The organism is Mycobacterium sp. SMC-8 (assembly GCF_025263565.1).
Taxonomy (GTDB): Bacteria; Actinomycetota; Actinomycetes; order Mycobacteriales; family Mycobacteriaceae; genus Mycobacterium.
Genome location: NZ_CP079865.1, coordinates 1,987,083 through 2,011,914, shown reverse-complemented (window position 1 = coordinate 2,011,914; position 24,832 = coordinate 1,987,083). Strand labels below are relative to the sequence as shown.

The window sequence follows — 24,832 nt, the reverse complement described above, 5'->3', positions numbered from 1 at the left end:
CTCAGCCTCGGGCGATCAGGTAGGACGATGCGGCCATCGCGTCACCGCCGGCGTAGCTGGCGGCCGACTCGCCGACGCCGATGCCGGACCGCCCGAGTTCATCGACGCCCTGGGCCGCCACGGTCTGGTGTTCGGCGGCGTTGGCGCTGAACCCGGTGGCGGTCTGCAGGGACACCGCGTCGGCTGCCGGCGGCAACACCGCGGTGACCAGCGGCGCGGCGGCGGCGTGCGCCGCGGCCATCCGGGCGGTCAGTGCCTCCACCGCCGCGGCGGCCGCCGTCAGGCCTTCGGGGACTACGCGCAGGGTCATCAGCTGTATTCCTTTCCGCTGTGGCCGGATCGGGCGGCCGTGTCCTCGGCGAGGGGGTTGACGAGCTGGATGAACGTCGGGCTGTCTGCATCATCGAGCAGCATCGCCCGCCCGGCCGGGAGCCGGGCGAACCGGTGGCCACGGATCTTGCCGCTGTCCTGGGGGTTGCCGGACAGCAGCAGCGTGGTGGCCTGCAGATCGTTGAGGCGCCGCAGTAACGGCGCGGTCATCACCGCGTGCGCCGAGCCGGCCGCGCGAGCGGTGACGATCACCCGCAGGCCCAGGTCGGCGGCCTGGGCCAGCAGTCCGATCAGCGGCGTCCAGGGACGGTGCCCGGCGAACGGGCCGCTGACGGCGGGACCGTCCGGGATCTGGTCGACGTCGTCGATGATCAGGTAGTGCAGGTGGCTGCCCGCACCGTTATCCGCCGCCCGGAAGTCCCAGCGACTCAGCTCCTGCGGGTTCAGACCTGCTGGTGGACGCCGCTTTTCGAGTAGCGCCGACAGTCCGAGCATGGCAGGGGTGATCCGGTCGATGTTGGGCGTGTACTCGTTGTCCGGGAAGAGCGGTTCGTCGACCAGCTGCAGCCGCCGGTCGATCACGGTGAACGCGACCTGGTCGGGGTGGGAGTTCTCCCGGATCGTGCGGATCAGGTGCCGCAGAAGGGTGGTCTTGCCGGTCTTGGCGTCGCCGAACACCATCATCAGCGGGTTGTCGCCGAAGTCGACGGTGACTGCGGCCAGGTCCTCTTCGCGCTGGCCGACCACCACCCGCTCGGCTGCCGGGTACAGCGTCGGGAACGCGGCCGGCGAGAGGTCGGTGGGCAGCAGCCGTACCGGCGGCGCGCTCTGGTCCGGGTAGCGGGCGTTGAGCGCGGGAATGGACTCCAGCGCCGGGGCGGCGAACAGGAAGTGCTCGGCAGCCATGGTGAGGCCACGCCCGGGCTGATCGGCGGGCACGCTCTCGGCGGGCCGGCGCAACGCTGCGTCCTTGGCCGCCACACGCACGTTGCTGTCGCGCGCGTCGTGCAGCCGCAGCTCCAGCCGCAGCCCGAGGCCGTCGCGCATCGCCAGCGGCACCTCGAGCCAGTTCGGAGTGGTGAGCACGACGTGGATGCCGTAGGACAGACCGGTGTTGACGAGCTCGGTCACCTTCGCCAGCAACGGGTTCCGTGCGTTGAACGTGTCGGTGTTGTCGCGGCTGAACGCGTACAGGTTGTCGATCAGCAGGAAGACCTCACCGTACCCGTCGCGATATCCGCCGTTGCCCGTGGTCGCGCCGTGTCGCTGACGGAGCCGCAGCAGCTGCTCGAGCTCGCCGAACGTGCGGCGGATCCGCTCGGGCTCCAGCGGGGAGGCCACGCTTCCGACGTGGGCCAGGTTCTCCAGCGCGCGCAGCTGGCCGCCTCCGTAGTCCAGGCAGTAGAAGGACACCTCGCCAGGGGCGTGCAGCGCCGCGGCCGACAGCACGAAAGTCTGCAGCGCGCTGGACTTCCCGGACTTCGGGCCGCCGTGGATCACCATGTTGGCCGCCGCCGACGTGGCGTCGAAGACGAGCGGGTCGCGGCGCATCTCGAACGGGCGGTCGATCTCGCCGAGCGGCCAGCGCCACTGCCGCGCACCGACACCGGAGCGCTCCAGCACGTCGCGCAGCGCGATCGGCTCGTCCAGCGGGGGCAGCCACAGCTGGGGTGCGCGGGGCCCGTACTGCGCGAGCTGTTCGCCGATCGTGGTGATCAGCTTCCGCGGGGGCAGCACCTCGACGTCTGCGCCGTCTTCGACGATGACCGTGTCGGGTTCGGGATCGACCCATCCCGCGCTGAAAAGCTGGGGTTTGGGGATCGCGTGCACCACGATGGACCTGTCGACCCGCGGCGGTTCATAGATGCCGTCGACGTAGGTGCTGCGGAACTTGATCGGCAGTGCGCCCGGTGCAGGCACCAGGAAGCCCTCGCCTTTGTGTTCGCGGCCGGACTCGATGTGATACGCGTCCTCGACACCGATGATCTGCCGGGACACGCTCGGGCTGGCCACCTTCAGACCGATGCGGTACGAGGTGTTCTTGTCGATGTCCTTGATCCGCCCCACGTCGAGCGTCTGCGACGCGAACAGCAGATGAATGCGGAACGAGCGGCCCTTGCGGGCCACGTAATCGAACAACTCGGCGTACTCGGGGTGTTCGGCCAGCATGAGGGTGAACTCGTCGGCGACCACGAACAGCGTGGGCAGCGGCGGCAGGTCATGGCCTTCTGCGATCGCGTTCTCGTACTCGGTGACCGAGTTGAACGCGCTGCCCTGGATCCGGCGGCCGCTCTCCTTGAGCAGCTGTTCGCGCCGGGCCACCTCACCGCGCAGCGTGTCGGCGAATCGATCTGCCAGCGAGCGCTTTTCGGCCATATTGGAGATGACGGCCACGACCTGCGGGAAGTTACGGAAGATGTCCGCACCGGCCTCACCCTTGAAGTCGGCGTAGATCACGATCAGCCGGTCAGCCGGGTGAGTCGTCAACAACGACAGCAGGATCGCCATCAGGGTCTGTGACTTGCCCGACCCGGTCATGCCGATCATCAGGCCGTGCGGGCCCATCCCGCCTTCGGCCTCGTCCTTGAGGTCGAAGATCAGCGGTTCTCCCGTCGCGGTCACCCCGATGGGTACCCGCAGTTCGTCGTCCCGGTTGCGGGGCGCCCACAGTGCCGCGACGTCGAGCGCCGACGCATCCGGAATGCCGAGCAGCGTCGTGAACGCCGCGCCCCCGGTGCTCGCGGACCGGCCGTGGTGCGGGTTGGAGTCCCAGCGGGCCAGCCGTCGCGCGACGTGCCGGGCGTCCTCGGCTGCCATCCGGTCAGCGGTGTCGACGTAGGGCGCCCAGCTTCCGTTCTGCCAGCGCGAGATCCGTCCTGCGGCGACGCGCAGGACGGGCCGCTCCGGATCGGAATACTGGTCGCGGTCGGGGTCCCGGTCGGTGCGGTGGATCACCGTCACGCCGGCCAGCCCCCGACCGATGAACTGGTCGGGGTCGGCGTCGGGGTCGTCGAGCACGACGAGCAGGTGTTTGGCGTCGGCCGGGCCGTCCCCGGTGAACGGTCCCCGTTCGGCCAACGCCGGGGCCAGCAGCGCGCGCAGCGCGGCGGCGTCGGTGGCCAGATAGCGGGCCGGGCCGACACCGTCGACCTGTCCCGGGATATCGGTGTGCGGCAACCACTTCAGCCATGACCACGAGTCGGACTCCAGCCGCGCACCCGCGAAGGCGACGCCGAGCACCGACGGGTCGTGCCAGGTCACGGCCTGGGTGAGCCAGGCCCGCACCGCGCCGACGACCGCGGCGTCGTCCCCGGTCACGGTGATCCGTGCGACCCTGGTCAGGTCGAGGCCCGTGGGCGCGTCGTGGACGGTGCGCTGGGTGTCGCGAAGGCTTCGTAACGTGCTGTGCGACACCGGTTCCAGGTCGATCTCATCGGCTGTGTCCTTGACCCGCAGCGTGGTGGCCAGCGGCTGGTCGTGCAGTCCGGCGCGCAGCACCAGGAAGTCGGGGTCGTGCGGATCGCGTTCCCACTGCCGGCGGGTTCCCGGGACAGCCACCAGTGCAGCCGGTTCCGGATGCGACCACTCCAGCGCCGCGCGCTGTCCGTCGGCATGCGCGCGTACGTTGTCCCGCACCACCGACAAGTAGCGCAGGTAGTCGGCGCGTTCGGCGTCGACCTCCTCGGTGCGCATCTTGTTGTCGGTCCCCCGGTACAGCGCGGTCGCGGCGAGCAGCAGCACGAACGGGAAGAACAGCATGGTCGGCGATATCATCCGCAGCCCCGTGGCCACGAGCGCGACGATCATGCCGACGATCAGGATCACGATCAGGTACGGCAGCGCCCGCCGCAGCAGCGACGGCGGGACCACCCGCGGCAGCTCCGGGGGCGGCTCGATGGTGATGGTACCTTTCGGGACCGCCGGCGCCGGCACCCGCTTGCGGTGCTCGAAGATCAGCCTGCTCATGGTTTCTCCAACGCAGAGGTGGTCTCCAACCGGGCCGGTGCCGGGCTGGGGGCCAGCGAATCGTGGGCCAGCAGCGCGTCGGTGCGCGACAGCGTCGGGCCGGCGGCGAACTGGGACAGCACCGACGACGGGATGGGCAGCGGCGCGCTGGTCAGCCCTAGCGCGGCCACGGTGTCGATTTCCCCTTCCGCGGCGCCGCCGCCCGTCTCGATGCCGTAACGCACCCCGGTGTCGCTGATCCAGAACAGCGCGCCGCCGCTGTCGACGAAGTAGCCGGTGCCGGGCGCAAGCGCGACCCGGTCGGCGGGACCGCCGGGGGTTCCGGAGCTGACCAATTCCACGGTGCGCACCCCGTCGGCGACCGGCAGCACCGCTCCGGACAGCAGAGTCAGGGAACTCTCCTGTGCGCCTTCCGGTTTGGACCACGCCGCACAGATCACCGGGTCAGCGGTCGCGTCGACGAGCGTGATCCGCTGCGTGGGATAGGCCCCGGTGTCGATGCCGGTGGCCTCCGGGATCCTGGCCACGACGTCTGCGTCGAGCCGCGGCGGCTGTGCGAGACCGTAGGAGTTCGCATTGCGCAGGATCGCGGCCACCACCGGCGAAACCGGCTGCAGACCGTCGGCGAGAACCACATGGTGGCGGATCGCGTTGTCGGTGTCGTAGGACACGACGACCGCGCCGACCGGAAGCGGTTCGGGCAGCGGGGCGGCCGACGGCAGACCGGCTCCCGGGATCGCCGGGACGGTCAGCTGCGGCGCCTCCGGGATCGCGTTGAACAGCCCCGTTGCGATCGGTTGCGGCGCAGCGACATCCACGCCGATGCCGAGGCCGCCGGTGACGGCGCGGTCGGCGAGGTCGATCGGGCTGCGCCTGCCGTCCCACAACAGCCAGGTGCGGCCGCCGTTCTCGACGAGCGCCGCGTGCCCGGCAGGCAACGCGGCGGCACGCTCGCCGCCCTCGGCGGGGCGGCCGGCGATCACGGTGACACCGGTGACCGTGCCGGCGACCGCGTCGCAGACCGTCCAGTACGCGTCGCGGGTGGTGTTGGCAACCATGCGCTCCGGCGCCCCCGGGATGCCGATCATGTTCCCGCGCGGGAAGCGGTCGAGCGCGCTGCTCTTGACCATGGCCGGGTTGTCGGGACGACCGGTGATCAGGCGGGCCGAGGTCAGGTTCAGCACCGGGTGCAGCTGCTCGCCGAGCCGGACGTACAGCGCCGCGGTGTCGCGGTCGGCCAGCACCGCGTCGGTGCCCGCCGCCCCCGACGGACGGATCAGAGAGAACAGGAAGCAGCCGATCAGTCCGGTGACCAGGATCAGCGCGCCCACGAGCACGGAGCGGGACTGGGTGCGCAGCGGGTCGACCAGCATCCTGGTGTCGTGCAGTGCTACCCCGGATGCGATGCGGCGCATGACGAAACGCCAGCCGGTGACCTGGTGACGGGTCACGAAGCCGCGCCGGTAGGCGACGCGGTCGGGATTCTCGTTGTCGGGGGTGCGGGAGGCGAACGAGCGGCGCTCCTCCTCGGGCGCACTCACCGCTGCTCCGAAAGCTCTTGCGGCATGGACAGACCGAGCCCGCGCAGCAGCGGGCCGGCCGAGTTTGACATATCGGTGGCGGTGATCGTCATCAGCTCGTCGTCGGTGAAGTCGTCGTGGTCGGAATGATCGAGCCGGTACTCGCGCTCCTCCTCGGAACGCTCGACGAGGTTACGCACGAAGCGGCCGTTGCCGGCGATGTCGAGGCTGCGTCGGTTCACCCCGTTGGCGTCCGGCGTGGTGGCCTGTGCCAGGTACTCGAACAGACGCTCCATGTCCCTGCGGGCCGCGTCCTCGAAGCGCGAATCACGCTTCTCGGCCATGCGTGTGGCGATTTCGACGAGCTCCTTTCCTGAATAGGACGGGAAGTCGATGCTTCGGGTGAATCGTGACCGCAGACCCTCGTTGGTGTCGAGAAACGTGTCAAGGTCCTTGCGGTAGCCGGCGACGATGACGACCAGCCGGTCGCGGTCGTTCTCCATCCGGGCCAGCAGCGTGTCGATGGCCACCAGACCGAAGTCGTTCTTGGCTCCGGTGGAGACCAGCGCATAGGCCTCGTCGAGGAACAGCACGCCGTCCAGTGCGCTGTCGATGATCGCGTTGGTCTTGGCCTCGGTTTCACCGATGTGCTGACCGATGAGGTCGGCGCGGTGCACCTCGCGCACGGTCTCCTTCTTCAGCAGGCCCAGACCGCAGTAGATCTTGGCGACCACGCGGGCGATCGTGGTCTTACCGGTTCCGGGCGGGCCCGCGAACACCAGGTGGTTGGTGCGCTGGGCGACGGCCAGGCCGCGCTCCTGGCGGCGGATCGCCATGGCGACCGAGCTTTTCAGGCGGGCCACCTGATACTTGACCTCGTCGAGACCGATGAACTCGGCGAGCTCGGCCTCGGCCTCGACGAGCAGGTGAGCCTTGCGGTCCTTCGCGCCCGGGTCGACGAAGTCCGCCTCGCCGGGTTCGGTGTCCGGGTCCCACGGGTTGCTGCGCGCCTCGATGCGCGCCGCCGTCGTGGTCGGGATCCCGAAACTGTTGTCGGACAACGCCTCTTCGATCTGTGCGTTCTCCGGATTGGCGGCGTAGAGCTCCTGCAGCAGCTCGTGGGCGTCCTCGTCCTCACCCTGGGCGCGCAGCGCCAGCGCCTTGACCAGCGGTCCGTCCACGGCCGCGACGGCCACGGGCCCTTCGGGCCGCTCCAGGTGGGACAGCGCGGGGGCGAACATGCCCAGCCGGGCCAGCGCGGTGCCGAGCGCGACGCGGACGGCGTGTGCGGGCGTCTCGTCGAGGGACTGATCGGCCACCAGCGGGGTCAGCATGCGCACCACATCGGACCAGCGCGCGGTCCGGTAGTGCAGCACTGCGCGCACCCACCGCGCCTCCAGCCAGCCCGGCCGGCGTTCCAGCAGGCCGGCGATCAGCTCGTCGGCCTCTTCGTAGCGGGTCGCGTCGCACAGCCGCACCGCGTAGGCCAGCGCGAAGTCGTCGCGGGTGCATGCGAGGAACCGGAGGTACAGGCCGGTGTCGTAGTGGAAACCGAGCGCGCCGGGAGCCAGCTGGGTCTCCCGCTGCAACACCCCGAAGGTCGCCGAAGTTTGCCACACCGCCTCGACGACATGCGGTGCGTCGTCGCCGGCGGCGGCCAGCCCGACCCACGCGTCGCACTGGTCGTGCGCGATGCGCGTCAGCGCCGCGAAACCGCTCCGGGCAGCGGCCGGATCGGCCGGTCGCCGACGGTCGTGCACGGACAACCCCAGCGCGCGGCAGCAGGTCGCGAACCGGCTGACGATCTCTTGATCGACGCGCAGGCTGCCGGCCGGAACCGCGATCGTGTCACTTCCGAATTCCATGAACTGTGTTCGCGGTGCCGGACCCTGGTGCTGTCAGGATCGCGCTCCCCCGCATCTCCTTGCGACGACTTCGGTATGGCTAAGCTAACTTTTGCTGAAGTTAGCATTGCATGGCCTAAGTGTCGAGATGCACGGGGCGGCCCGGTTGAGTGAACCGGGTCACCGGTCAGACGAGCGGCCGCCCGGTGCGCATGCGCCAGTCCAGGTCTTTAAGCAGGACGTTGAACGGGAACTGCCGCACGACGCGGGGCGAGACGCGGTTGACCGCCGCCAGCGCGGCCATCAGCCGTTCGAACCTGCGCTGCCGCTGCGGGTCCCACGGCAGCCCCATCTCGTCGCGGAACCGCTGCGGCAGGAAGCCCGTCGTGATCAGCAGCGCCACCTTCTCCGCTTGCCGTTGGAGCGGGCCGGGCAACGCCAGGCCGGGCAGCCGGGACGCCGCGATCGGATACAGAAACTCCCGCACGGTGTCGTCGATGTGCACCTCGTCGAGCGACTGCTGCCAGTAGCGGTCGAACGCGGCCCGGTCTGCGGGCCACATGTCCTGCGGAACCTGCAGCATCGTCGCCAGCGCGCGGCCCTGCAGGTAGAGCCGGTCGGCCGTCTCGTCGTCCATCTCCCCTTCGAACAGCCGGTACACGTCGACCACGCCCTTGTAGAGGCAGGCGCCGACCCACAACTGCAGGTTCTTGTCGAAGGCGTGGTACTTCACCGGACTCTCGTCGGTGGAGAACACCTGCGCGTGCGCGCGGTTGACCGCGCGCCGGAACGCCGCCTGCTGTTCGGGGGTGCCGCTGGTCGACACCGCGAGGTAGGTGAACGTGGTGCGGGCCCGCTTGATCGGATGCCGGTCGATCCGGCCGCTCTCCACCCGGCTCTCCGCCACGCCGTAGCCGACGCCCGGACGGGCGAGCTGCATGATCACGTTCGCCGGCCCCGCCAGCAGCCCCAGCCCGAGCATGCCGTCGTCGGCACCGGCCTTCCTGCGGACGCCACGGCGCCGGGGCGACCGCGACGCGGTATCGCTCACCGGACGTTCGACAAGCGGTACCGGCGCACTGATCGTCTCGTCCAGCGTCACAGCGAACACTCCTCTCGGCGGTGGCGGCGCAAATCTGCGAACGCCTGTTTCCTGATATTGGTACCCCGGCACGGGAGGTGTCAATATGGGTGCCATGGCCCAGGTCCGTCCGTACCGCGGGGTGCAGGCCGCGCAGCGGGTCGCCGAGCGCCGCCGTCGATTCCTGGAGGCCGGGCTGGATCTTCTCGGTGGGCGGGACGCGCCCCCGGACCTCACGGTGCGGGCGATCTGCGCGCAGGCCGGCCTGGCGGCGCGCTACTTCTACGAGAGCTTCACCGACAAGGACGTCTTCGTCGGCGCTGTCTTCGACTGGGTGATCGCACAGATCGCCACCACCACCCAGGCCGTGGTCGCGGCCGCGCCGGCGCGCGAGCAGAGCCGCCAGGGCATGGCCAACATCGTGCGCACCATCTCCGACGACGCCCGGGTCGGCCGCTTGCTGTTCAGTGTGCGGCTGGACAACCCGGTGGTGGTGCGCAAGCGGGCGGAGTCCGGCGCGTTGTTCGCGCTGCTGTCAGGTCGGCACGCGGGCACCGCGCTGCAGCTGGAACAGAATGAGCGGATCAGGGCGGCGGGGCATTTCGTCGTCGGCGGCGTGGTCCAGACATTGAGCGCCTGGCTGGCCGGCGACCTCGACTTCACCCCGGCCGAGCTGGCCGACCAGCTCGGCGCGCTGATCGACCAGCTCGGCAATCCGGCGCTCTACCGCGACTGACCGGCGACCGGCACCCGCCGGTCGGCGGCGGTCTTGGGCACCGTGGTGGTGTCGGACTCGCCGAATTCCTTGGTCCAGCAGGCGAACTCGAGTGTGATTCCGTCCGGGTCCAGGAAATAGAAGGACCGCACGTACACCCCGGGGTGCACGGTCGCCGACACCTGGACCGCGCTCTCGTCATGGTTGAGAACCGGGCCGACCCGCACCCCCTTGTCCTTGAGTCGCTGCCGGTACTCGTCGAACTTCTCGGCGGGAACGTGGAAGGCCAAGTGGTTCATGGTGCTCACAGCGCTCACGATGTCGCCGATACCCGGGATGGCCTCGGGAGAGGAGATGCCCGGCACCCGGTCGGGCGCGTCGGCGAACCAGAAGAACGCGACGCAGTCGCCGTTGCCGGCGTCGAAGAAGAAATGCTGCCCCATACCGCCGGGCAGGTCGAGCGACTTCACCAGGGGCATACCGAGCACACCGCTGTAGAAGTCGACGGTCTTCTGCATGTCAGAGCAGACCAGGGCCACATGGTTGATGCCGCCGAGCTCGAACTCGGAGTTGGAGTTGCTGGGCTTGATCACGATCCCGCCTTCCTTCGACCCCTGTGACCTGCCGGAATGCGATTTCGGCGCGCGGAATCGAAACTGAATCTAACATCAGATTCAGTTTCAGAGCAATGACCGCAAGGAGCCGTGCACGAGTGAGTGTCAGTCCCCGTGAGGAGCTTCCGACGGTTCGCGGGCGTCAGACGCAGGCCGCGATCGACGCCGCGGCGCGGTCGGTGATCGCCCGCAAGGGCATCCTGGCCACCACCATCGCCGACATCGCCGGCGAGGCGGGGAAGTCGACCGCGTCGTTCTACAACTATTACGACTCCAAGGAGGCGATGGTCCGCGAATGGGCGGTGCGCTTCCGTGACGAGGCCCGCACCCGGTCACTGGCCGCCGCGCAGCCGGGTCTGAGCAACTGGGAGCGGTCCTACCAGGCCGCCGCCGCCCACTGGAGCACCTACCGCAACCGGCTGGCCGAGATCATCGCGGTCAGCCAGATGGCGATGATCAGCGACGATTTCGCCGAGTACTGGACCGAGATCTGCGAACTGCCGATCGCGCTGATCACCTCGCTGGTCCGACGCGCCCAGCGCGACGGCTTCTGCGAAGACAACGACGCCCGCCTGGTCGCGGTGGCGCTGGTGTCGATGCTCAACCAGTTCTGCTACACCCAACTCTCGGGTGTGAATCCCGACGGCCCCGGCGCCGTCGACGACCAGTCCTGCATCAAGACCCTCGCCGACATCTTCTACCGGACCATCTACTACCCGGAGGCCCGCCCGTCATGAGCCGCACAGCCACCCAGACACCCGGCGTCACAAGGGAATTCGTCGGCCTGGACTCGCCCACCGCCCGACGTGCCGGCTCCGGCGGACATCCGTGCCAGGGCCTGTACCACCGCGGTATGGGCCGTAAGCCCAAAGTGGCGATGATCGCCACGCATTACCAGATCGACTTCGCCGAGCACTATCTCGCCGACTACATGGCCACCCGCGGGATCGGCTTTCTGGGCTGGAACACCCGCTTCCGCGGCTTCGAATCCAGCTTCCTGCTCGACCACGCGCTCGTCGACATCGGGGTGGGAGTGCGCTGGCTGCGCGAGGCGCAGGGCATCGAAACCGTGATACTGCTCGGCAACTCGGGAGGCGGATCGCTGATGGCCGCCTATCAGGCCAACGCCGTCGACCAGCACGTCACCCCGCTGGAAGGGATGCGGCCCGCCGCCGGACTCGACGACCTGCCCCCGGCCGACGGTTACGTCGCCAGCGCGGCCCATCCCGGCCGCCCCGACGTGCTCACCGCATGGATGGATGCCTCCGTCGTCGACGAGAACGACGCAGTGGCAACCGATCCCGACCTGGACCTGTTCAACGAACGCAACGGACCGCCGTTCAGCGAGGAGTTCGTCACCCGGTACCGGGACGCCCAGGTCGCCCGTAACGAAGCCATCACCGATTGGGCCGAGGCCGAACTGACCCGCGTCCGTGCAGCCGGTTTCTCCGACCGGCCGTTCACCGTCATGCGCACCTGGGCCGACCCGCGCATGGTCGACCCCACACTGGAACCCACGAAGCGGCCCGCCAACATGTGCTATGCCGGTGTGCCTGCCAAGGCCAACCGGTCCACCCACGGCATCGCCGCGGCCTGCACCCTGCGCAACTGGCTAAGCATGTGGAGCCTGCGCCACGCGCAGACCCGGGCCGAACCGCACCTGGCCCGGATCACCGCTCCGGCGTTGGTGATCAACGCCGAACAGGACACCGGCGTCTATCCGTCCGACGCCCAGCGCATCCACCACGCGCTCGGCGGCGCCGACAAGACGATGTGCTCGATCGACACCGATCACTACTTCACGACCCCGGGCGCGCGGTCGGAGAAGGCCGATACCATCGCCAAGTGGATCGCACGCCGCTGGTGAGAGTGCTCGCCCACTTCGTTCCCGGAGATAAGGTCGCGCGATTTCTTGCCCCGCACACTGATTGGCTCGATGTCCGGTTCTGCGCCGAGGACGACGACGCCACCTTCTACCGGGAGCTGCCCGAGGCCGATGTGCTCTGGCACGTGCTGCGGCCGCTGTCGGGCGATGACCTGACCGGGGCGCCGCGGCTGCGGCTGGTGCACAAGCTCGGCGCAGGAGTCAACACCATCGACGTGGACACCGCCACCGCGCGTGGCGTGGCGGTGGCGAACATGCCCGGCGCGAACGCGCCGTCGGTCGCCGAGGGCACCCTGCTGCTGATGCTGGCCGCGCTGCGCAGACTGCCCGAACTCGACCGCGCCACCCGCGACGGCCGCGGCTGGCCGTCGGATCCGACGCTCGGCGAGACGGTGCGCGACATCGGCGGCTGCACCGTCGGGCTCGTCGGGTACGGCAACATCGCCAGACAGGTCGAGCAGATCCTGGTGGCGATGGGCGCCGAAGTCCTCCACACCAGCACCCGCGACGACGGCAGCCCCGGCTGGTGCGCGCTGCCGGACCTGTTGGCCCACAGCGACATCGTGTCGTTGCATCTGCCGCTCACCCCCGACACTGCCGGCCTGCTTTGCCGCGACGCACTGGCCCGGATGAAGAATGACGCGGTGCTGGTCAACACCTCCCGCGGGCCGATCGTCGACGAGGGGGCGCTGGTCGACGCGCTGCGTGCCGGGAAGCTGGCCGCCGCCGGTCTGGACGTGTTCAGCGTGGAGCCGCTGCCGGCCGACAACCCGCTGCTGAGCCTGCCCAATGTGGTGCTGACCCCGCATGTGACCTGGTACACCGTGGACACCATGCGCCGCTACCTGGACTTCGCCGTCGACAACTGCCAACGATTGCGTGACGGCCGCGACCTCGCCAACGTGGTGAACCAGGTGCCCAGGTAATCTCGACCCAACCAACCGGTTGGGACCAGTCACGACGACGTGAAGAGGTGCAGCAGCAATGCCCATCGCGATCCTTGAAGAGCACAACGACCTGGCCGATTCGGTGCGCGCCTTCGTCGCACGGGTGGCCCCGTCCGAGGTGTTGCACGAAGCCCTCGAGAACCCCGTCCCCAATCCGCCGCCCTATTGGAAGTCCGCCGCCGAGCAGGGTCTGCACGGCGTGCACCTGGCCGAATCGGTCGGCGGGCAGGGCTTCGGGATCCTCGAATTGGCCATCGTCGCCGCGGAATTCGGCTACGGCGCCGTACCGGGACCGTTCGTCCCGTCGGTGATCGCCAGCGCGCTGATCGCCGCGAACGACCCGGACGCCGCGGTGCTGGGCGGCCTCGCCTCCGGGGAGGTGATCGCCGCCTACGCGATCGACTCGGGCCTGACCGCGACGCGGCACGGTGACGGGCTGGTGATCCGCGGCGAGGTGCGCGCGGTGCCCGCCGCGGCGCAGGCGTCATTGCTGGTGCTGCCCGTCGCGATCGAATCCGGCGAGGAGTGGGTGGTGCTCGACGCCGCCACGCTGGAGATCGAGCCGGTGCGCAGCGTCGACCCGCTGCGGCCGGTGGCCCACGTGCGGGCCAACGCCGTGGAGGTCGGCGACGACAGGGTGCTGGCCAACCTGAGCCGCGGGCACGCCCGTGCGCTGATCACGACGCTGCTGTCGGCCGAGGCGATCGGTGTCGCGCGCTGGGCCACCGACACCGCCTCGGGGTATGCGAAGATCCGCGAGCAGTTCGGCCGCCCGATCGGACAGTTCCAGGCCATCAAGCACAAGTGTGCGAACATGATCGCCGAGACAGAGCGGGCCACCGCCGCAGTCTGGGACGCCGCCCGCGCGATCGACGAGATGCACGAAAACCCGGACAGTGCTTATGAATTCGCTGCCGCAGTGGCCGCGACGTTGGCTCCGGTCGCCGCGCAGCACTGCGCCCAGGACTGCATCCAGGTGCACGGCGGCATCGGCTTCACCTGGGAGCACGACACCAACGTGTACTACCGGCGCGCGCTGGTGCTGGCCGCGGCGTTCGGCCGCGCGTCGGACTACCCGCAGCGGGTCGTCGACCTGGCAACCACCAGCGGGATGCGGCCGCTGAACATCGACCTCGACCCCGAGACCGAGAAGCTGCGTGACGAGATCCGTTCCGAAGTGGCTGCGCTGAAGGAGATTCCGCGCGAGGAGCGCAACGCCGCGATCGCCGAGGGCGGCTGGGTGCAGCCGCACCTGCCGGTGCCGTGGGGGCGCGCGGCCACCCCGATCGAGCAGATCATCATCGCCCAGGAGTTCTCGACGGGCCGGGTCAAGCGACCGCAGATGGGGATCGCGGCGTGGATCATCCCGTCGATCGTCGCGTTCGGCACCGACGAGCAGCAGCAGCGGTTCCTGCCGCCGACGTTCCGCGGCGAGATGATCTGGTGCCAGTTGTTCTCCGAGCCCGGCGCCGGATCCGACCTGGCCAGCCTGACCACCAAGGCCACCAAGGTCGACGGCGGCTGGCGCATCACCGGGCAGAAGATCTGGACCACCGGCGCGCAGTACTCCCAGTGGGGCGCGCTGCTGGCCCGGACGGATCCCAACGCGCCGAAGCACAACGGCATCACCTACTTCCTGCTCGACATGAACAGCGAGGGCGTGGAGGTCAAGCCGCTGCGCGAGCTCACCGGCAACGCGATGTTCAACACGGTGTTCATCGACGACGTGTTCGTCCCCGACGAGATGGTGCTCGGCGAGGTGAACCGCGGCTGGGAGGTCAGCCGCAACACGCTGACCAACGAGCGGGTGTCGATCGGCAGCAGCGAGCCGCCGTTCCTGCCCAGCCTGGACAAGTTCGTCGAATTCGTCGGCGAGGGCCAGTTCGACCAGATCGCGCAGAACCACGCCGGTGTGCTGATCGCCGAGGGCCATGCCGCCAAGATCCTGAACATGCGGTCGACACTGCTGACGCTGGCAGGCGGCGATCCGATGCCGGCCGCGGCGATCTCGAAGCTGCTGTCGATGAAAACCGGTCAGGGCTACGCCGAGTTCGCGGTGTCCTCGTTCGGCACCGACGCCGTCATCGGTGATCCCGAGCAGCTCACCGGCCGCTGGGCCGAGTACCTGCTGGCCAGCCGGGCGACCACGATCTACGGCGGCACCTCCGAGGTGCAGCTCAACATCATCGCCGAGCGCCTGCTGGGACTGCCCAGGGATCCGTAGCCCAGTTCGCGTTTCGGGTGAACTTCCGCCGGGCAATCCCATCGCGCGCAGTCCGCGCAAGCAGAATCCTTAAGGGATCACAGCGGAAGAGAGACGCTCATGGCACTCGACGACGATGACATGACCACCACGCCGGGAGGCGGCGGAGAAGGCACCGCCGACGGCGGCAGCAACCCCGAGGGCCACGACGGCGGCGCCGACGGCACCGCCGGCGGTGAGGGTCCCGCCGACGGCGGCAGCAACCCCGAAGGGCACGACGGCGGCGCCGACGGCACCGCCTGAGAACCGGCCGTGCTCAGCCGTTGCATCGGCATCGACGCCGAGGTGTTCGCCGCCGAGTACTGGGGGCGCAAGCCGCTGCTGAGCCCGGCTCACGCGCTGCCCCGCGACTTCTGCGACCTGCTCTGCCCGGACACCGTGGACGAGCTCATCGCAGAGCGCGGGGTACGCGCGCCGTTCATCCGGCTCGCCAAAGAGGGACAGGTCCTGGACAAGGACTCCTACCTCGGCCCCGCCGGCTTCGGCGCGGAGATCGCCGATCAGGTCGACGCGGCGAAGGTGCTGTCCCACCTGGGGTCGGGCGCGACGGTCGTGCTGCAGGGCCTGCACCGGTTGTGGCCGCCGCTGATCGATTTCGTCGCTCAGGCCGTGGCCGACATCGGGCATCCCGTCCAGGCCAATGCCTACATCACCCCGCCCGACAACCGCGGCTTCGACTTCCACTACGACGTGCACGACGTGTTCGTCCTGCAGGTGTCAGGCCGCAAGCGCTGGATCGTCCACGAACCGGTGCACCGTCACCCGCTGCCGACCCAGCCGTGGACCGACCATCGGGACCGGATCGCCGAACGTGTCACCGGCGATCCGGTACTGGACATCGTGCTCTGCCAAGGAGACTCGTTGTACCTGCCGCGCGGCTGGGTGCACGCCGCGCAGGCGATGGACACCGCGTCGATCCACCTCACGATCGGGGTGTCGGCGACGACGGCTCTGGACGTCGCACGTGCCGTCGTCGACGAACTGGGCCGCTTCGACGAGTTCCGGGCCTCGCTGCCGATGGGCATCGACCCGGCCGACCCGAACGAGATGAGCGCGACCGCGGCCAAGGTGATCGCAGAGGTGGTCGGCCGGCTCCGAGACAACGGCGCCATGCTGAGCACCGCGGCGGCCGAGCGGTTGATCGCCCGGCACGACACCCGCACCCGGCCCGAGGCCGTCCGCCCGCTCGCGATGCTGCGGGCCGCCGACCAGGCCGACACGGTCTGGGTGCGTTGGCGCCGCGGCCTGCTGGCGACGATTCACCGCGGCGTCGACGGCCGCGTGTCCATGCGGCTGGCGGACAAGACCATCGCGTTTCCCGCGCAGTGCGCGTCCGCGCTGGAGGAGATCCTCGCCGGCGGGGTCACCCACGCCGGTGACCTTCCCGGCCTGGACGCCGCGGACGGCGCCGTCCTGCTCCGGCGCCTGCTCCGCGAAGGTGTCGTGGTTCCGGCGTGATGTCCGCACAGCGACTGGCGTGCAGCGACGAATCGCTCGCGCGCGACGAACCCATGTACGGGACGGCCTCGGCGGGGTCGGTCTGGCTGCTGCTGGAACTGGAAGGAGGCTGGGGTCCGTCGGCCTTCCTGCAGTCACCGGCGGTCATCGACGCCGGCCTGGGGCGGGCCATCGTGCGCCGCGCCGAAGCCGCGGGCATGCGCATCGCGGCGATCCGGCGGCACGGCCGACGCCGGCAGGCTCCGAGGTGGCGGTGGTTCGTGGCCCGATCCGATGTCGGCCGTGAGGCGCTGTTCCACGGCGAGGTCGACGGCCCGGCCGATTATCTCGATCTGGATCTCGAGGGCGCCGACGGCACCGAGACCCAAGGCCCGCTGGTGGCGGTGTGCGCGCACGGCAGGCACGACCAGTGCTGTGCGGTCCGCGGCCGGGCCGCGGCCGCCACGATCGCCGCCGCCTATCCCGAGAACACCTGGGAGTGCTCACATCTGGGCGGCGACCGGTTCGCCGCGACGATGCTCATCCTGCCGGAGGGGCTGTGCTACGGCCGGGTCGACAGCACCGACGGCGCCGAGCTGGTCCGCCTGTATCTCGACGGCAGGCTCGACGACCGGTTCCTGCGGGGTCGGACCTCGCTGCCCGCCGCCGTGCAAGCCGCACAGCATTTCGCCCGGGAAGCCCTCGGCGAGGACCGCATCGACGCCCTGCATCCACTGAGCGTGGAGAGCACCGACGACACGATCCGGGTGGTGCTGGCCGCGGAGACCGGCACGGTCGAGGTGCTGCTGGACGTGGTGATGTCCGAGCCGCTGTTCTCCCAGTGCCGCGCGACCACCGCTGGCCCGGTCCGCACGTTCCGGCTGCGCAAGATCAGCACCTGACCCTTATCGGCTGAGGCGATCGGACGCGCGGCGCACGCATAGCCCCGCAGAACCGGGGAACACCACCGTCATGACCAGTGATCGTGATTTCGCCGAGAAGCGGTTCAACCACCCCGGGGAATACCGGGCCGCGGTGACCTACACGTTCGTGGTCGTCGTGTTGGCGGCGATCGCGTTCGCCGTCTACGCCTTCGGCGACCGCAGTTCCGTTTTCAGTGCCTCCCTGGTGCCGATATTCCTGTTCGCGGGCGGTGTCGGGGCGCTGCTACGCACCTACCGGCAGTGGAAGAGCGGCGTCGGCTGGACCGCGTGGCAGGGCGCCGGCTGGTTCCTGCTGCTGCTGATGCTGGTGACGCTGGCCGTCCCGGGCTCCGCGGCGTTCACCGAGTAGACGGTCGCGGATCAGGGCAGGATCGCGTCGACATAGCCACCGTCGACACGCAGTGCCCCACCCGTGGTCGCCGACGCCAGCGGGGATGCCAGATAGGTGACCATGTTGGCGATCTCCTCCGGCTCGATCAGCCGCTGGATCAATGACTGCGGCCGGTGTGCCCGCATGAACTCCCGCTGCGCCTGCTCCCACGGCAGCGATTTGTCCACCAGCTGGTAGACGAAATCCTCCACCCCGGCGGTGTGGGTGGGGCCGGCGACGACGGAGTTGACAGTCACGCCGGTGCCGGCGGCTTCCTTGGCGTAACCGCGCGACAGCGCCAGCAGCGCGGTCTTGGACACCCCGTAGTGGATCATTTCGAGCGGCGTCACGATGGCCGAATCGCTGGCGATCTGCAGCACGCGGCCCCAGCCGCGGTCGACCATGCCGGGCAGGTAGTGCCGGATGAGCCGTGCCGCGGCGAGCACGTTGACCTCGAAAAAGCTGCGCCACTGCTCGTCGGTGATCTCGCGGGCCGGGACCGCGCCGAAGATGCCGAGGTTGTTGACCAGGATGTCGACGTCCGGCAGTTCGGCGAGGAGATCCCGGGCGCCTGCCTCGGTGGCCACGTCGGCGGCGATCCCGGCGGCGTCACCGCCGATCTCGGCGACGGCCGCGTCGACCCGGTCGCGGCTGCGTCCGTTCACCACGACGCGGGCGCCGGCGGCCGCCAGCCCGTGCGCGATGGCCAAGCCGATGCCCTGCGTCGAGCCGGTGACGAGTGCGGTCTTACCGGTCAAGTCGATGTTCATGCTGAACTACGACGACCGCACGGCGCCGTGTATTCCGCGAGCGTACGGCGGCCCCGGACACGCCCGGCCGGTGTCAGTCGATCTCCATCTCGCGCAGCTCGCGCTTGAGGATCTTGCCGGTGGGATTGCGCGGCAGCTCGTCGAGGAACACCACCTCGCGCGGCACCTTGTAGCGGGCCAGGTTGTCGCGCACGTAGGCCTTGATCGCGTCCTCGTCGATCGTCGCGCCGTCGGCCTTGACCACGAAGCAGCGCAGCCGGTGGCCCCACTCCTTGTCCTCGACCCCGATCGCTGTGGCCTCCACCACCTCGGGATGACCGCTGACGAGGTCCTCGATTTCGGCCGGGAACACGTTCTCGCCGCCGGAGACGATCATCTCGTCGTCGCGGCCGCTGACGTAGAGCAGATCGTGCTCGTCGAAATAGCCCACATCGCCGGACGACAGCAGCCCGTCGATGATCTGCTTGCCACCGCCGCCGGTGTAGCCCTGGAACGGGAAGAAGTTTCCGACGAAGATCCGGCCCACCTCGCCGCGCGGCACGTCGTTGCCATTGTCGTCGAGGATCCGGACCTTCATGCCCTTGACCACCGGACCGACGGTCGCCGGGTTGATCGAAAGGTGTTGCGGCCCTGCGATCGTCGCGAACGCGACCTCGGTGGAGCCGTACAGGTTGTACACGACCGGGCCGAGTTCCTTGAGCGCCCTGGTGGCCAGTTCGGCGCCTAGTTGCGAGCCGGAGACGAACACGATCCGCAGCGACGACAGGTCCGGTTTCGGGGAGGTCTTGTCGAGCTCGTCGAGCATCCGCGACAGCATCACCGGCACCACGACGATCGCGGTGGCCCGGTGCTTCTCGATGTCGGCCAGCACGGTGGTCGGCTTGAAGCGGCGGCGCAGCACCAGCGTGGTGCCGAGCATCATCGCGATGGTCGCGTGCAGGAAGCCCAGCGCGTGGAACATCGGGGCCGGCAGCGACGTCACCTCCTGCGACTTGAACGGCACCGCCGACAGCACGCCGCCGATCGGGGCCAGCGACGGCGGGGCACTGCGGTTGGCGCCCTTGGGCGTTCCGGTGGTGCCGCTGGTCAGGATGATGATCGACGAGTGCTTGCCGGCCTTCGGCGGCGGGTTGGCGCTGGTGCGCGCGATCAGCTCTTCGAGGGTCTCGTCGGTGCTGCCCGAGGGCTCCTGCTTATCGGGGTTCACCCCGAGCGAGCGCAGCTTGCCCAGTTCGGGATCGGCGGCGGCGACGGCGGCGGTGTACTCGTCGTCGTAGATGACGAGCTTGGCGCCCTCGCGTTCCGACACCTCTTTGATCTGGGGTCCGGAGAATTCGCTGTTGAGCAGGATGATGCGGGCGCCCACCTTGCCGGCGGCGTACACAGAGACGAGAAACCCCCGGTGGTTGCGCGCCAGGATGGCCACCCCGTCGCCGGCCTTGACCCCTTTGGCGAGCAGGCCGTTGGCCACGGCGTTGGCGCTGTCGTCGAGTTCTTTGAACGTCATCTCGCCAAAATCGTCGATGACGGCGGTGCGGGTCGGGTAGCGCCGCGCGTTGAGCGCCGGGATCATGCCGAACTCGCCCCAGCGCCGCATGTCCGCGACGAACGCGGCGATGTCCTGCGGCGGTTCGAACTTCAGCGCACCAGCCTCGAACATCTTGCGCGCGTAGTGCAGCTCGGCCGATCCCCGTTCGAGATACTTGCCAACGGTCTGCTGGACCTTGGCGGCGGCCTGCAACGGGAGATCGCTGAGCTTGGACATGCGTCAACCTTATGTGACGACGGTCGCACCGCGGTTTGGAACCTACGATGAAGAAATGGCCGCCCGCGAGTCGTTCGAGATCGCCGGGCAACAGGTGCCGATCACCAACCCCGACAAGGTGGTCTTCCCCGATCTCGGGCTGACCAAAGGCGACCTGATACACTACTACGCCGCGGTGGCCGACGGGGCACTGCGCGGGGTGCGGGACCGCCCGATGATCCTGAAACGTTTCGTCAAGGGCATCACGCAGGAGGCTGTCTTCCAGAAGCGCGCGCCCGAGAAGCGGCCGGACTTCGTCGACGTCGCCGAGCTGAAGTACGCGTCGGGCACGTCGGCCAAGGAGGCGGTGCTGCGCAGCCCAGCCGGCTTGATCTGGGCGGTGAACCTCGGCTGCGTCGACCTGAATCCGCATCCGGTGCGCGCCGACGACCTCGAACACCCCGACGAGTTGCGCGTCGATCTCGACCCGATGCCCGGCGTGGGCTGGCGGCAGATCCTCGACGTCGCGTTGGTCGCGCGGGAGGTGCTGGAGGACCACGGGCTGGTGGCGTGGCCGAAGACGTCGGGTTCGCGCGGCTTCCACATCTATGCGCGCATCCACCGCCGCTGGCCGTTCAAGCTCGTCCGGCTCGCCGCCGAGGCGGTGGCCCGCGAGGTCGAACGGCGGGCCCCGGAGTCGGCGACCGCGCGGTGGTGGAAGGAGGAACGCCACGGCGTCTTCGTCGACTTCAACCAGAACGCCAAGGACCGCACCGTCGCGTCGGCGTACTCGGTGCGGGCCACCCCGGACGCGCGGGTGTCCACGCCGCTGTTCTGGGACGAGGTGGCCGGTTGCCGGCCCGAGGAGTTCACCGTGCACACGGTGCCGCGACGGTTCGCCGATCTCGGCGATCCGTGGGAGGGGATGGACGACACCGCCGGAGGGCTGGACGCGCTGCTCGAGCTCGCCGACCGGCTCGGGCCTGCCGAGAAGGCGCCGAAGGGCGCCAGGCAGTCCGACGACGGGCGCCGGGTCTCGGCGATGCCGCTGATCGAGATCGCCCGGACCAAGACCCGCGACGAGGCGATGGCGGCTTTGCAGCAGTGGCGCGAGAAGTACCCCGCGGCGGCGGAGAAGTTGCACCCTGCCGATGTGCTCGTCGACGGGATGCGCGGGCCCAGTTCGATCTGGTACCGGATCCGGATCAACCTGCAGCACGTCGAAGAGGATGTGCGGCCCCCGCAGGAGGAGCTGCTGGCCGACTACAACCCGTGGGCCCACTACACCGGTGCGCAACAACAGCTGCGGCGGTAAGTTACCGACGAGTTTGCTGCGCGCCGCCGCCGCAGTTCTTACCGAAGTATTAGTAGATACACCCAGCGGCCTTAGATTGCCTCACTAACTTGATCTGTGTAGCGCCGCACCGGCGCGCTGTGTCACCACTGGATCGAGGGAGGCTGCGATGTACGGCAATCCGACGTTTCACTGCGATGGCGCAGGTATTCGAGCCCATTGCCGCCAGTTGGCCACCGTCGTGACGATCTCCGGTCATCTCGACGAGGCCAATGTCGAGCGGGCCAGCGAATACACCGACCGATTCATTCTCGCCGAGAAACCCTTCGTTCTCGACCTCAGTGGCGTGGATTCGTTTACCCGCGAGGCCGTTTCGCTGCTCTACGCGGTCGACGACGTGTGCACCGCCGCCGGCGTGGACTGGATGATGATCGCCAGCCGCGCGGTCGAGCAGACGCTGCGCGAGGCGGGCATCGAGTTCCCCGAGGCGGGTTCGGTCCCCGAGGCGCTGAACCACTTCGCCGACGCGGCCGTCGCACGCCGTCAACTGCTTCCCCTCCTGACCAAGACTGCGTAAGGATCACTGTGTTACTTGATGTTCGGTGGCTCCGCTACCTGCTCCAGCGTCGTCACAGGTCCCACGTCGAGCACCTGGCCCTGACAAGCGCCTGACGCGCACCCGGATCTCCGGGCCCCCGACCGACGAGTTGGTCGTCGGTGGCCGCACACCCTGATTTAGTGTGCACCTATGGGCACTGATGCCGACCGGGTCGCCGAGATCGCCCACCAGGTGGTCGCCGACCACGATCCCAAGACCGTTCCCGTCCAGCGGTTCCTCGGCGCGTGTTTCGACGCCGGGCTGTCCTGGGTGCATTTCCCCCAAGGTTTCGGCGGGCTCGGGCTGTCCCGGGGTCTGCAGGCCGTCGCCGACCGCATCCTGCAGGGGGCCGGCGGCCCGGTGCCGCTGGGCCTCAACCCGATGGGCTACGGCATGGCGGCCCCCACGGTGCGCGAGCACGCCCAGACCGACGATGTGCGTCGTCGGCTGCTGCGGCCGCTGGCCACCACCGAGGAGATCTGGTGCCAGTTGTTCTCCGAGCCCGGCGCAGGTTCGGATCTGGCGGGGCTGGCCACCTCGGCGGTGCGCGACGGTGACACCTGGGTGGTCAACGGTCAGAAGGTGTGGACCAGCCTCGCCCACCGTGCGAAATGGGGTCTGCTGTTGGCCCGCACCGATCCCGAGGTGCCCAAGCACAAGGGGTTGACGTACTTCGTCATCGACATGCACGGCGTTGGTGTCCAGACCCGGCCGCTGCGGCAGCTGACCGGGCACGCCGAGTTCAACGAGGTCTACATGACCGATGCCCGGATCCCCGACACCTACCGCCTCGGCGCAGTCGGCGACGGGTGGCGCGTGGCGATGACGACGTTGATGAACGAGCGCAGCGCCCTCGGCGGCAGCGGCAGCCGGCGCGGTGCCGGCACCATCTCCGACGCGGTCGCGCTGTGGGCGTCCCGACCCGACCTACACACCCCGGTGCTGCGGGACCGGCTGACGAGTTTGTGGTTGCGCGCCGAGGCGCAGCGGTTGACGGCCGAGCGGTCCCGCGCGGCGGCGACCATCGGCGGCCCCGGACCGGAGGCCTCGATCGGCAAGCTCGTCGGGGCGGAGCTCAACCAGCACATCTACGAGTTCTGCATGGATCTGCTGGGCCCCGAGGGAATCCTGTACGACGGCTACGCCATGCACGACGGGGATCCCGAGGACTACCGCGGCCCGATCCAGCAGCGGTTCCTGCGCAGCCGGGCCAACACCATCGAGGGCGGCACGTCCGAGGTGATGCGCAACATTCTGGCCGAGCGGGTGCTCGGCCTGCCGGGAGACCTCCGTGCGGATGCGGGGATGCCGTGGAAGGAGATCCCGCGTGGCTGAGGCTGAGTTCGGGTTCAGCGAGGAGCAGGCACAGCTGCGCGCGGCGGTGCGCAAGTTCTGCGCCGACCACATCGACGAGAGCGCCGTCCGCGCCGCGATGATGGCCGATCCGCCCTACGACGCGAAGGTGTGGGCCCGGTTGGGTGCGGAGCTCGGCGTGCTCGGGCTGTCTGCCCCGGAGTCCGTGGGCGGAGTGGGCGGCACCCTGATCGACCAGGCGGTGGCGGTCGAAGAGCTCGGCGCCGCGCTGGCCTGCGGCCCCTTGTTCGGCACTGTCTACCTGGCCATTCCCGCGCTGGTCGCCGCCTCGGAGCCCGGGGAGCTGCTCGGCGACCTGATCGAGGGCACCCGCACCGCGGCGTTCGCCGTCCCCGACGACACCGCCGCGTTCGACCCCGCAACCGTAACCGTCCATGCGGTCGACACCGGTGCGGGCTGGACCCTCACCGGCACCGTCGAGCGGGTGGTCGACGCCGGCACCGCCGACCTGCTGCTGGTGGCCGCGATCGGGCCGGACGGACCTGGCCTCTACGCCGTCGACGCCGATGACATTGGTGTGCAACGCATTCCGCTGACCACCCTCGACCTGACACGGCGCCAGGCGACGGTCGGGCTGTTCGACGCCCCGGCCCGGCTGGTCGCGGGTCCGGCCGAGGCGGTGCGGGTGATCAACCATGCGCTGACCGTGGGTGCGGCGCTGCTGGCGGTCGAACAGGTCGGCGCCGCACAGCATCTGCTGAATCTGACCGTCGACTACGCGAAGAACCGGTTGCAGTTCGGCAGGCCGATCGGGTCGTTCCAGGCGGTCAAGCACCGTCTCGCCGACGACCTGGTCGCGATCGAGCATGCCCGCTCCACGGCGTACCACGCGGTGTGGTCGCTGGCGCACGAGGCCGAGGTTCCCGACGATCCGGCGCTGGCGGTCAGCATCGCGCAGGCGACCTGCACGGCGGCGCTGGTTCAAGTTGCGACCGACACCATCCAGGTACACGGTGGTATCGGTTTCACCTGGGAGCACCAGGCGCACCTGTACTACAAGCGGGCCTACACCGACGCCGCCCTGCTGGGCAGCGCCGAGCAACACCGGGCCAGGATCGCCGAGCTGGTGCTCGACGCCGCGCCCGACAAGTCCGCGCCGCGCGTCGCCACCGGCATGCCGAGTTGAGAGGAAGCGA

At 69.4% G+C, this 24,832-nt stretch carries 21 protein-coding genes; 13 read left to right on the top strand and 8 right to left on the bottom strand.

From position 1 onward, the window contains the following. Nucleotide 1 precedes the first annotated feature (1 nt). The 5 genes from KXD97_RS09780 to KXD97_RS09760 form a co-directional block, all read right to left on the bottom strand. Complete coding sequence (locus KXD97_RS09780) at nt 2-310, bottom strand: PE family protein (RefSeq protein ID WP_260756525.1); 309 nt, start codon at nt 308-310, stop codon at nt 2-4. Further along, complete coding sequence (gene eccCa / locus KXD97_RS09775; RefSeq protein ID WP_260756524.1) at nt 310-4,296, bottom strand: type VII secretion protein EccCa; 3,987 nt, start codon at nt 4,294-4,296, stop codon at nt 310-312. The genes KXD97_RS09780 and eccCa overlap by 1 nt, the downstream gene beginning before the upstream one ends. Beyond that, the gene (gene eccB, locus KXD97_RS09770) at nt 4,293-5,837 is read right to left on the bottom strand and encodes a type VII secretion protein EccB (protein ID WP_260756523.1); all 1,545 of its coding nucleotides are present in this window, start codon (nt 5,835-5,837) and stop codon (nt 4,293-4,295) included. Before eccB ends, eccCa begins: the two co-directional genes overlap by 4 nt. Then, nucleotides 5,834-7,681, bottom strand: coding sequence for a type VII secretion AAA-ATPase EccA (eccA, locus tag KXD97_RS09765; RefSeq protein ID WP_260756522.1), 1,848 nt, complete (start codon nt 7,679-7,681; stop codon nt 5,834-5,836). Before eccA ends, eccB begins: the two co-directional genes overlap by 4 nt. 166 nt (nt 7,682-7,847) lie before the next feature. Next, nucleotides 7,848-8,762, bottom strand: coding sequence for an oxygenase MpaB family protein (locus tag KXD97_RS09760; protein WP_260756519.1), 915 nt, complete (start codon nt 8,760-8,762; stop codon nt 7,848-7,850). A gap of 85 nt (nt 8,763-8,847) precedes the next feature. Between KXD97_RS09760 and KXD97_RS09755 the strand changes: the two genes are divergently transcribed. Next, nucleotides 8,848-9,477, top strand: a complete 630-nt coding sequence (locus tag KXD97_RS09755) for a TetR/AcrR family transcriptional regulator (RefSeq protein ID WP_260756517.1) — start codon at nt 8,848-8,850, stop codon at nt 9,475-9,477. Here the strand turns inward: KXD97_RS09755 and KXD97_RS09750 are convergent. Next, nucleotides 9,465-10,049 (bottom strand): VOC family protein, encoded by a 585-nt coding sequence (locus tag KXD97_RS09750; RefSeq protein ID WP_260756515.1) that lies wholly within the window; start codon nt 10,047-10,049, stop codon nt 9,465-9,467. The two genes, KXD97_RS09755 and KXD97_RS09750, sit on opposite strands and share 13 nt — an antisense overlap. Before the next feature lie 119 nt (nt 10,050-10,168). Between KXD97_RS09750 and KXD97_RS09745 the strand changes: the two genes are divergently transcribed. The 8 genes from KXD97_RS09745 (at nt 10,169) to KXD97_RS09710 (ending at nt 17,895) form a co-directional block, all read left to right on the top strand. Further along, on the top strand, nt 10,169-10,807 hold the full coding sequence (locus KXD97_RS09745; protein ID WP_260756514.1) for a TetR/AcrR family transcriptional regulator: 639 nt from the start codon (nt 10,169-10,171) through the stop codon (nt 10,805-10,807). Then, the gene (locus KXD97_RS09740) at nt 10,804-11,937 is read left to right on the top strand and encodes a lysophospholipase (RefSeq protein ID WP_260756513.1); all 1,134 of its coding nucleotides are present in this window, start codon (nt 10,804-10,806) and stop codon (nt 11,935-11,937) included. The genes KXD97_RS09745 and KXD97_RS09740 overlap by 4 nt, the downstream gene beginning before the upstream one ends. Continuing rightward, nucleotides 11,934-12,881 (top strand): 2-hydroxyacid dehydrogenase, encoded by a 948-nt coding sequence (locus KXD97_RS09735; RefSeq protein ID WP_260757902.1) that lies wholly within the window; start codon nt 11,934-11,936, stop codon nt 12,879-12,881. The genes KXD97_RS09740 and KXD97_RS09735 overlap by 4 nt, the downstream gene beginning before the upstream one ends. Before the next feature lie 58 nt (nt 12,882-12,939). Continuing rightward, nucleotides 12,940-15,126 carry an acyl-CoA dehydrogenase gene (locus KXD97_RS09730; protein ID WP_260756512.1) on the top strand — a complete coding sequence of 729 codons (2,187 nt, stop codon included), beginning with the start codon at nt 12,940-12,942 and terminating at the stop codon, nt 15,124-15,126. A 99-nt stretch (nt 15,127-15,225) separates the two neighbouring features. Next, entirely contained in the window at nt 15,226-15,408 is a 183-nt protein-coding gene (locus tag KXD97_RS09725; protein WP_260756511.1) for a hypothetical protein, read from the top strand. A gap of 9 nt (nt 15,409-15,417) precedes the next feature. Next, nucleotides 15,418-16,623, top strand: a complete 1,206-nt coding sequence (locus tag KXD97_RS09720; RefSeq protein ID WP_260756510.1) for a cupin domain-containing protein — start codon at nt 15,418-15,420, stop codon at nt 16,621-16,623. After that, on the top strand, nt 16,623-17,504 hold the full coding sequence (locus tag KXD97_RS09715) for a sucrase ferredoxin (RefSeq protein WP_260756509.1): 882 nt from the start codon (nt 16,623-16,625) through the stop codon (nt 17,502-17,504). Before KXD97_RS09720 ends, KXD97_RS09715 begins: the two co-directional genes overlap by 1 nt. A gap of 70 nt (nt 17,505-17,574) precedes the next feature. Then, the gene (locus tag KXD97_RS09710; RefSeq protein ID WP_260756508.1) at nt 17,575-17,895 is read left to right on the top strand and encodes a hypothetical protein; all 321 of its coding nucleotides are present in this window, start codon (nt 17,575-17,577) and stop codon (nt 17,893-17,895) included. Nucleotides 17,896-17,906: 11 nt separating this feature from the next. Here KXD97_RS09710 and KXD97_RS09705 read toward each other — a convergent pair whose 3' ends face one another. Both KXD97_RS09705 and fadD2 read right to left on the bottom strand, forming a co-directional pair. After that, complete coding sequence (locus KXD97_RS09705; protein WP_260756507.1) at nt 17,907-18,686, bottom strand: SDR family NAD(P)-dependent oxidoreductase; 780 nt, start codon at nt 18,684-18,686, stop codon at nt 17,907-17,909. Nucleotides 18,687-18,759: 73 nt separating this feature from the next. Then, a complete protein-coding gene (fadD2, locus tag KXD97_RS09700; protein WP_260756505.1) occupies nt 18,760-20,451 on the bottom strand; it encodes a long-chain-fatty-acid--CoA ligase FadD2 in 1,692 nt (563 codons plus the stop codon). A 55-nt stretch (nt 20,452-20,506) separates the two neighbouring features. Between fadD2 and KXD97_RS09695 the strand changes: the two genes are divergently transcribed. The 4 genes from KXD97_RS09695 (at nt 20,507) to KXD97_RS09680 (ending at nt 24,822) form a co-directional block, all read left to right on the top strand. Further along, nucleotides 20,507-21,745, top strand: coding sequence for a DNA polymerase domain-containing protein (locus tag KXD97_RS09695; RefSeq protein ID WP_260756504.1), 1,239 nt, complete (start codon nt 20,507-20,509; stop codon nt 21,743-21,745). Nucleotides 21,746-21,893: 148 nt separating this feature from the next. Then, complete coding sequence (locus KXD97_RS09690) at nt 21,894-22,301, top strand: STAS domain-containing protein (RefSeq protein ID WP_260756503.1); 408 nt, start codon at nt 21,894-21,896, stop codon at nt 22,299-22,301. Nucleotides 22,302-22,472: 171 nt separating this feature from the next. Beyond that, on the top strand, nt 22,473-23,657 hold the full coding sequence (locus KXD97_RS09685; RefSeq protein ID WP_260756502.1) for an acyl-CoA dehydrogenase family protein: 1,185 nt from the start codon (nt 22,473-22,475) through the stop codon (nt 23,655-23,657). Then, on the top strand, nt 23,620-24,822 hold the full coding sequence (locus KXD97_RS09680; RefSeq protein ID WP_396884911.1) for an acyl-CoA dehydrogenase family protein: 1,203 nt from the start codon (nt 23,620-23,622) through the stop codon (nt 24,820-24,822). Before KXD97_RS09685 ends, KXD97_RS09680 begins: the two co-directional genes overlap by 38 nt. The last annotated feature ends 10 nt before the right edge of the window (nt 24,823-24,832 follow it).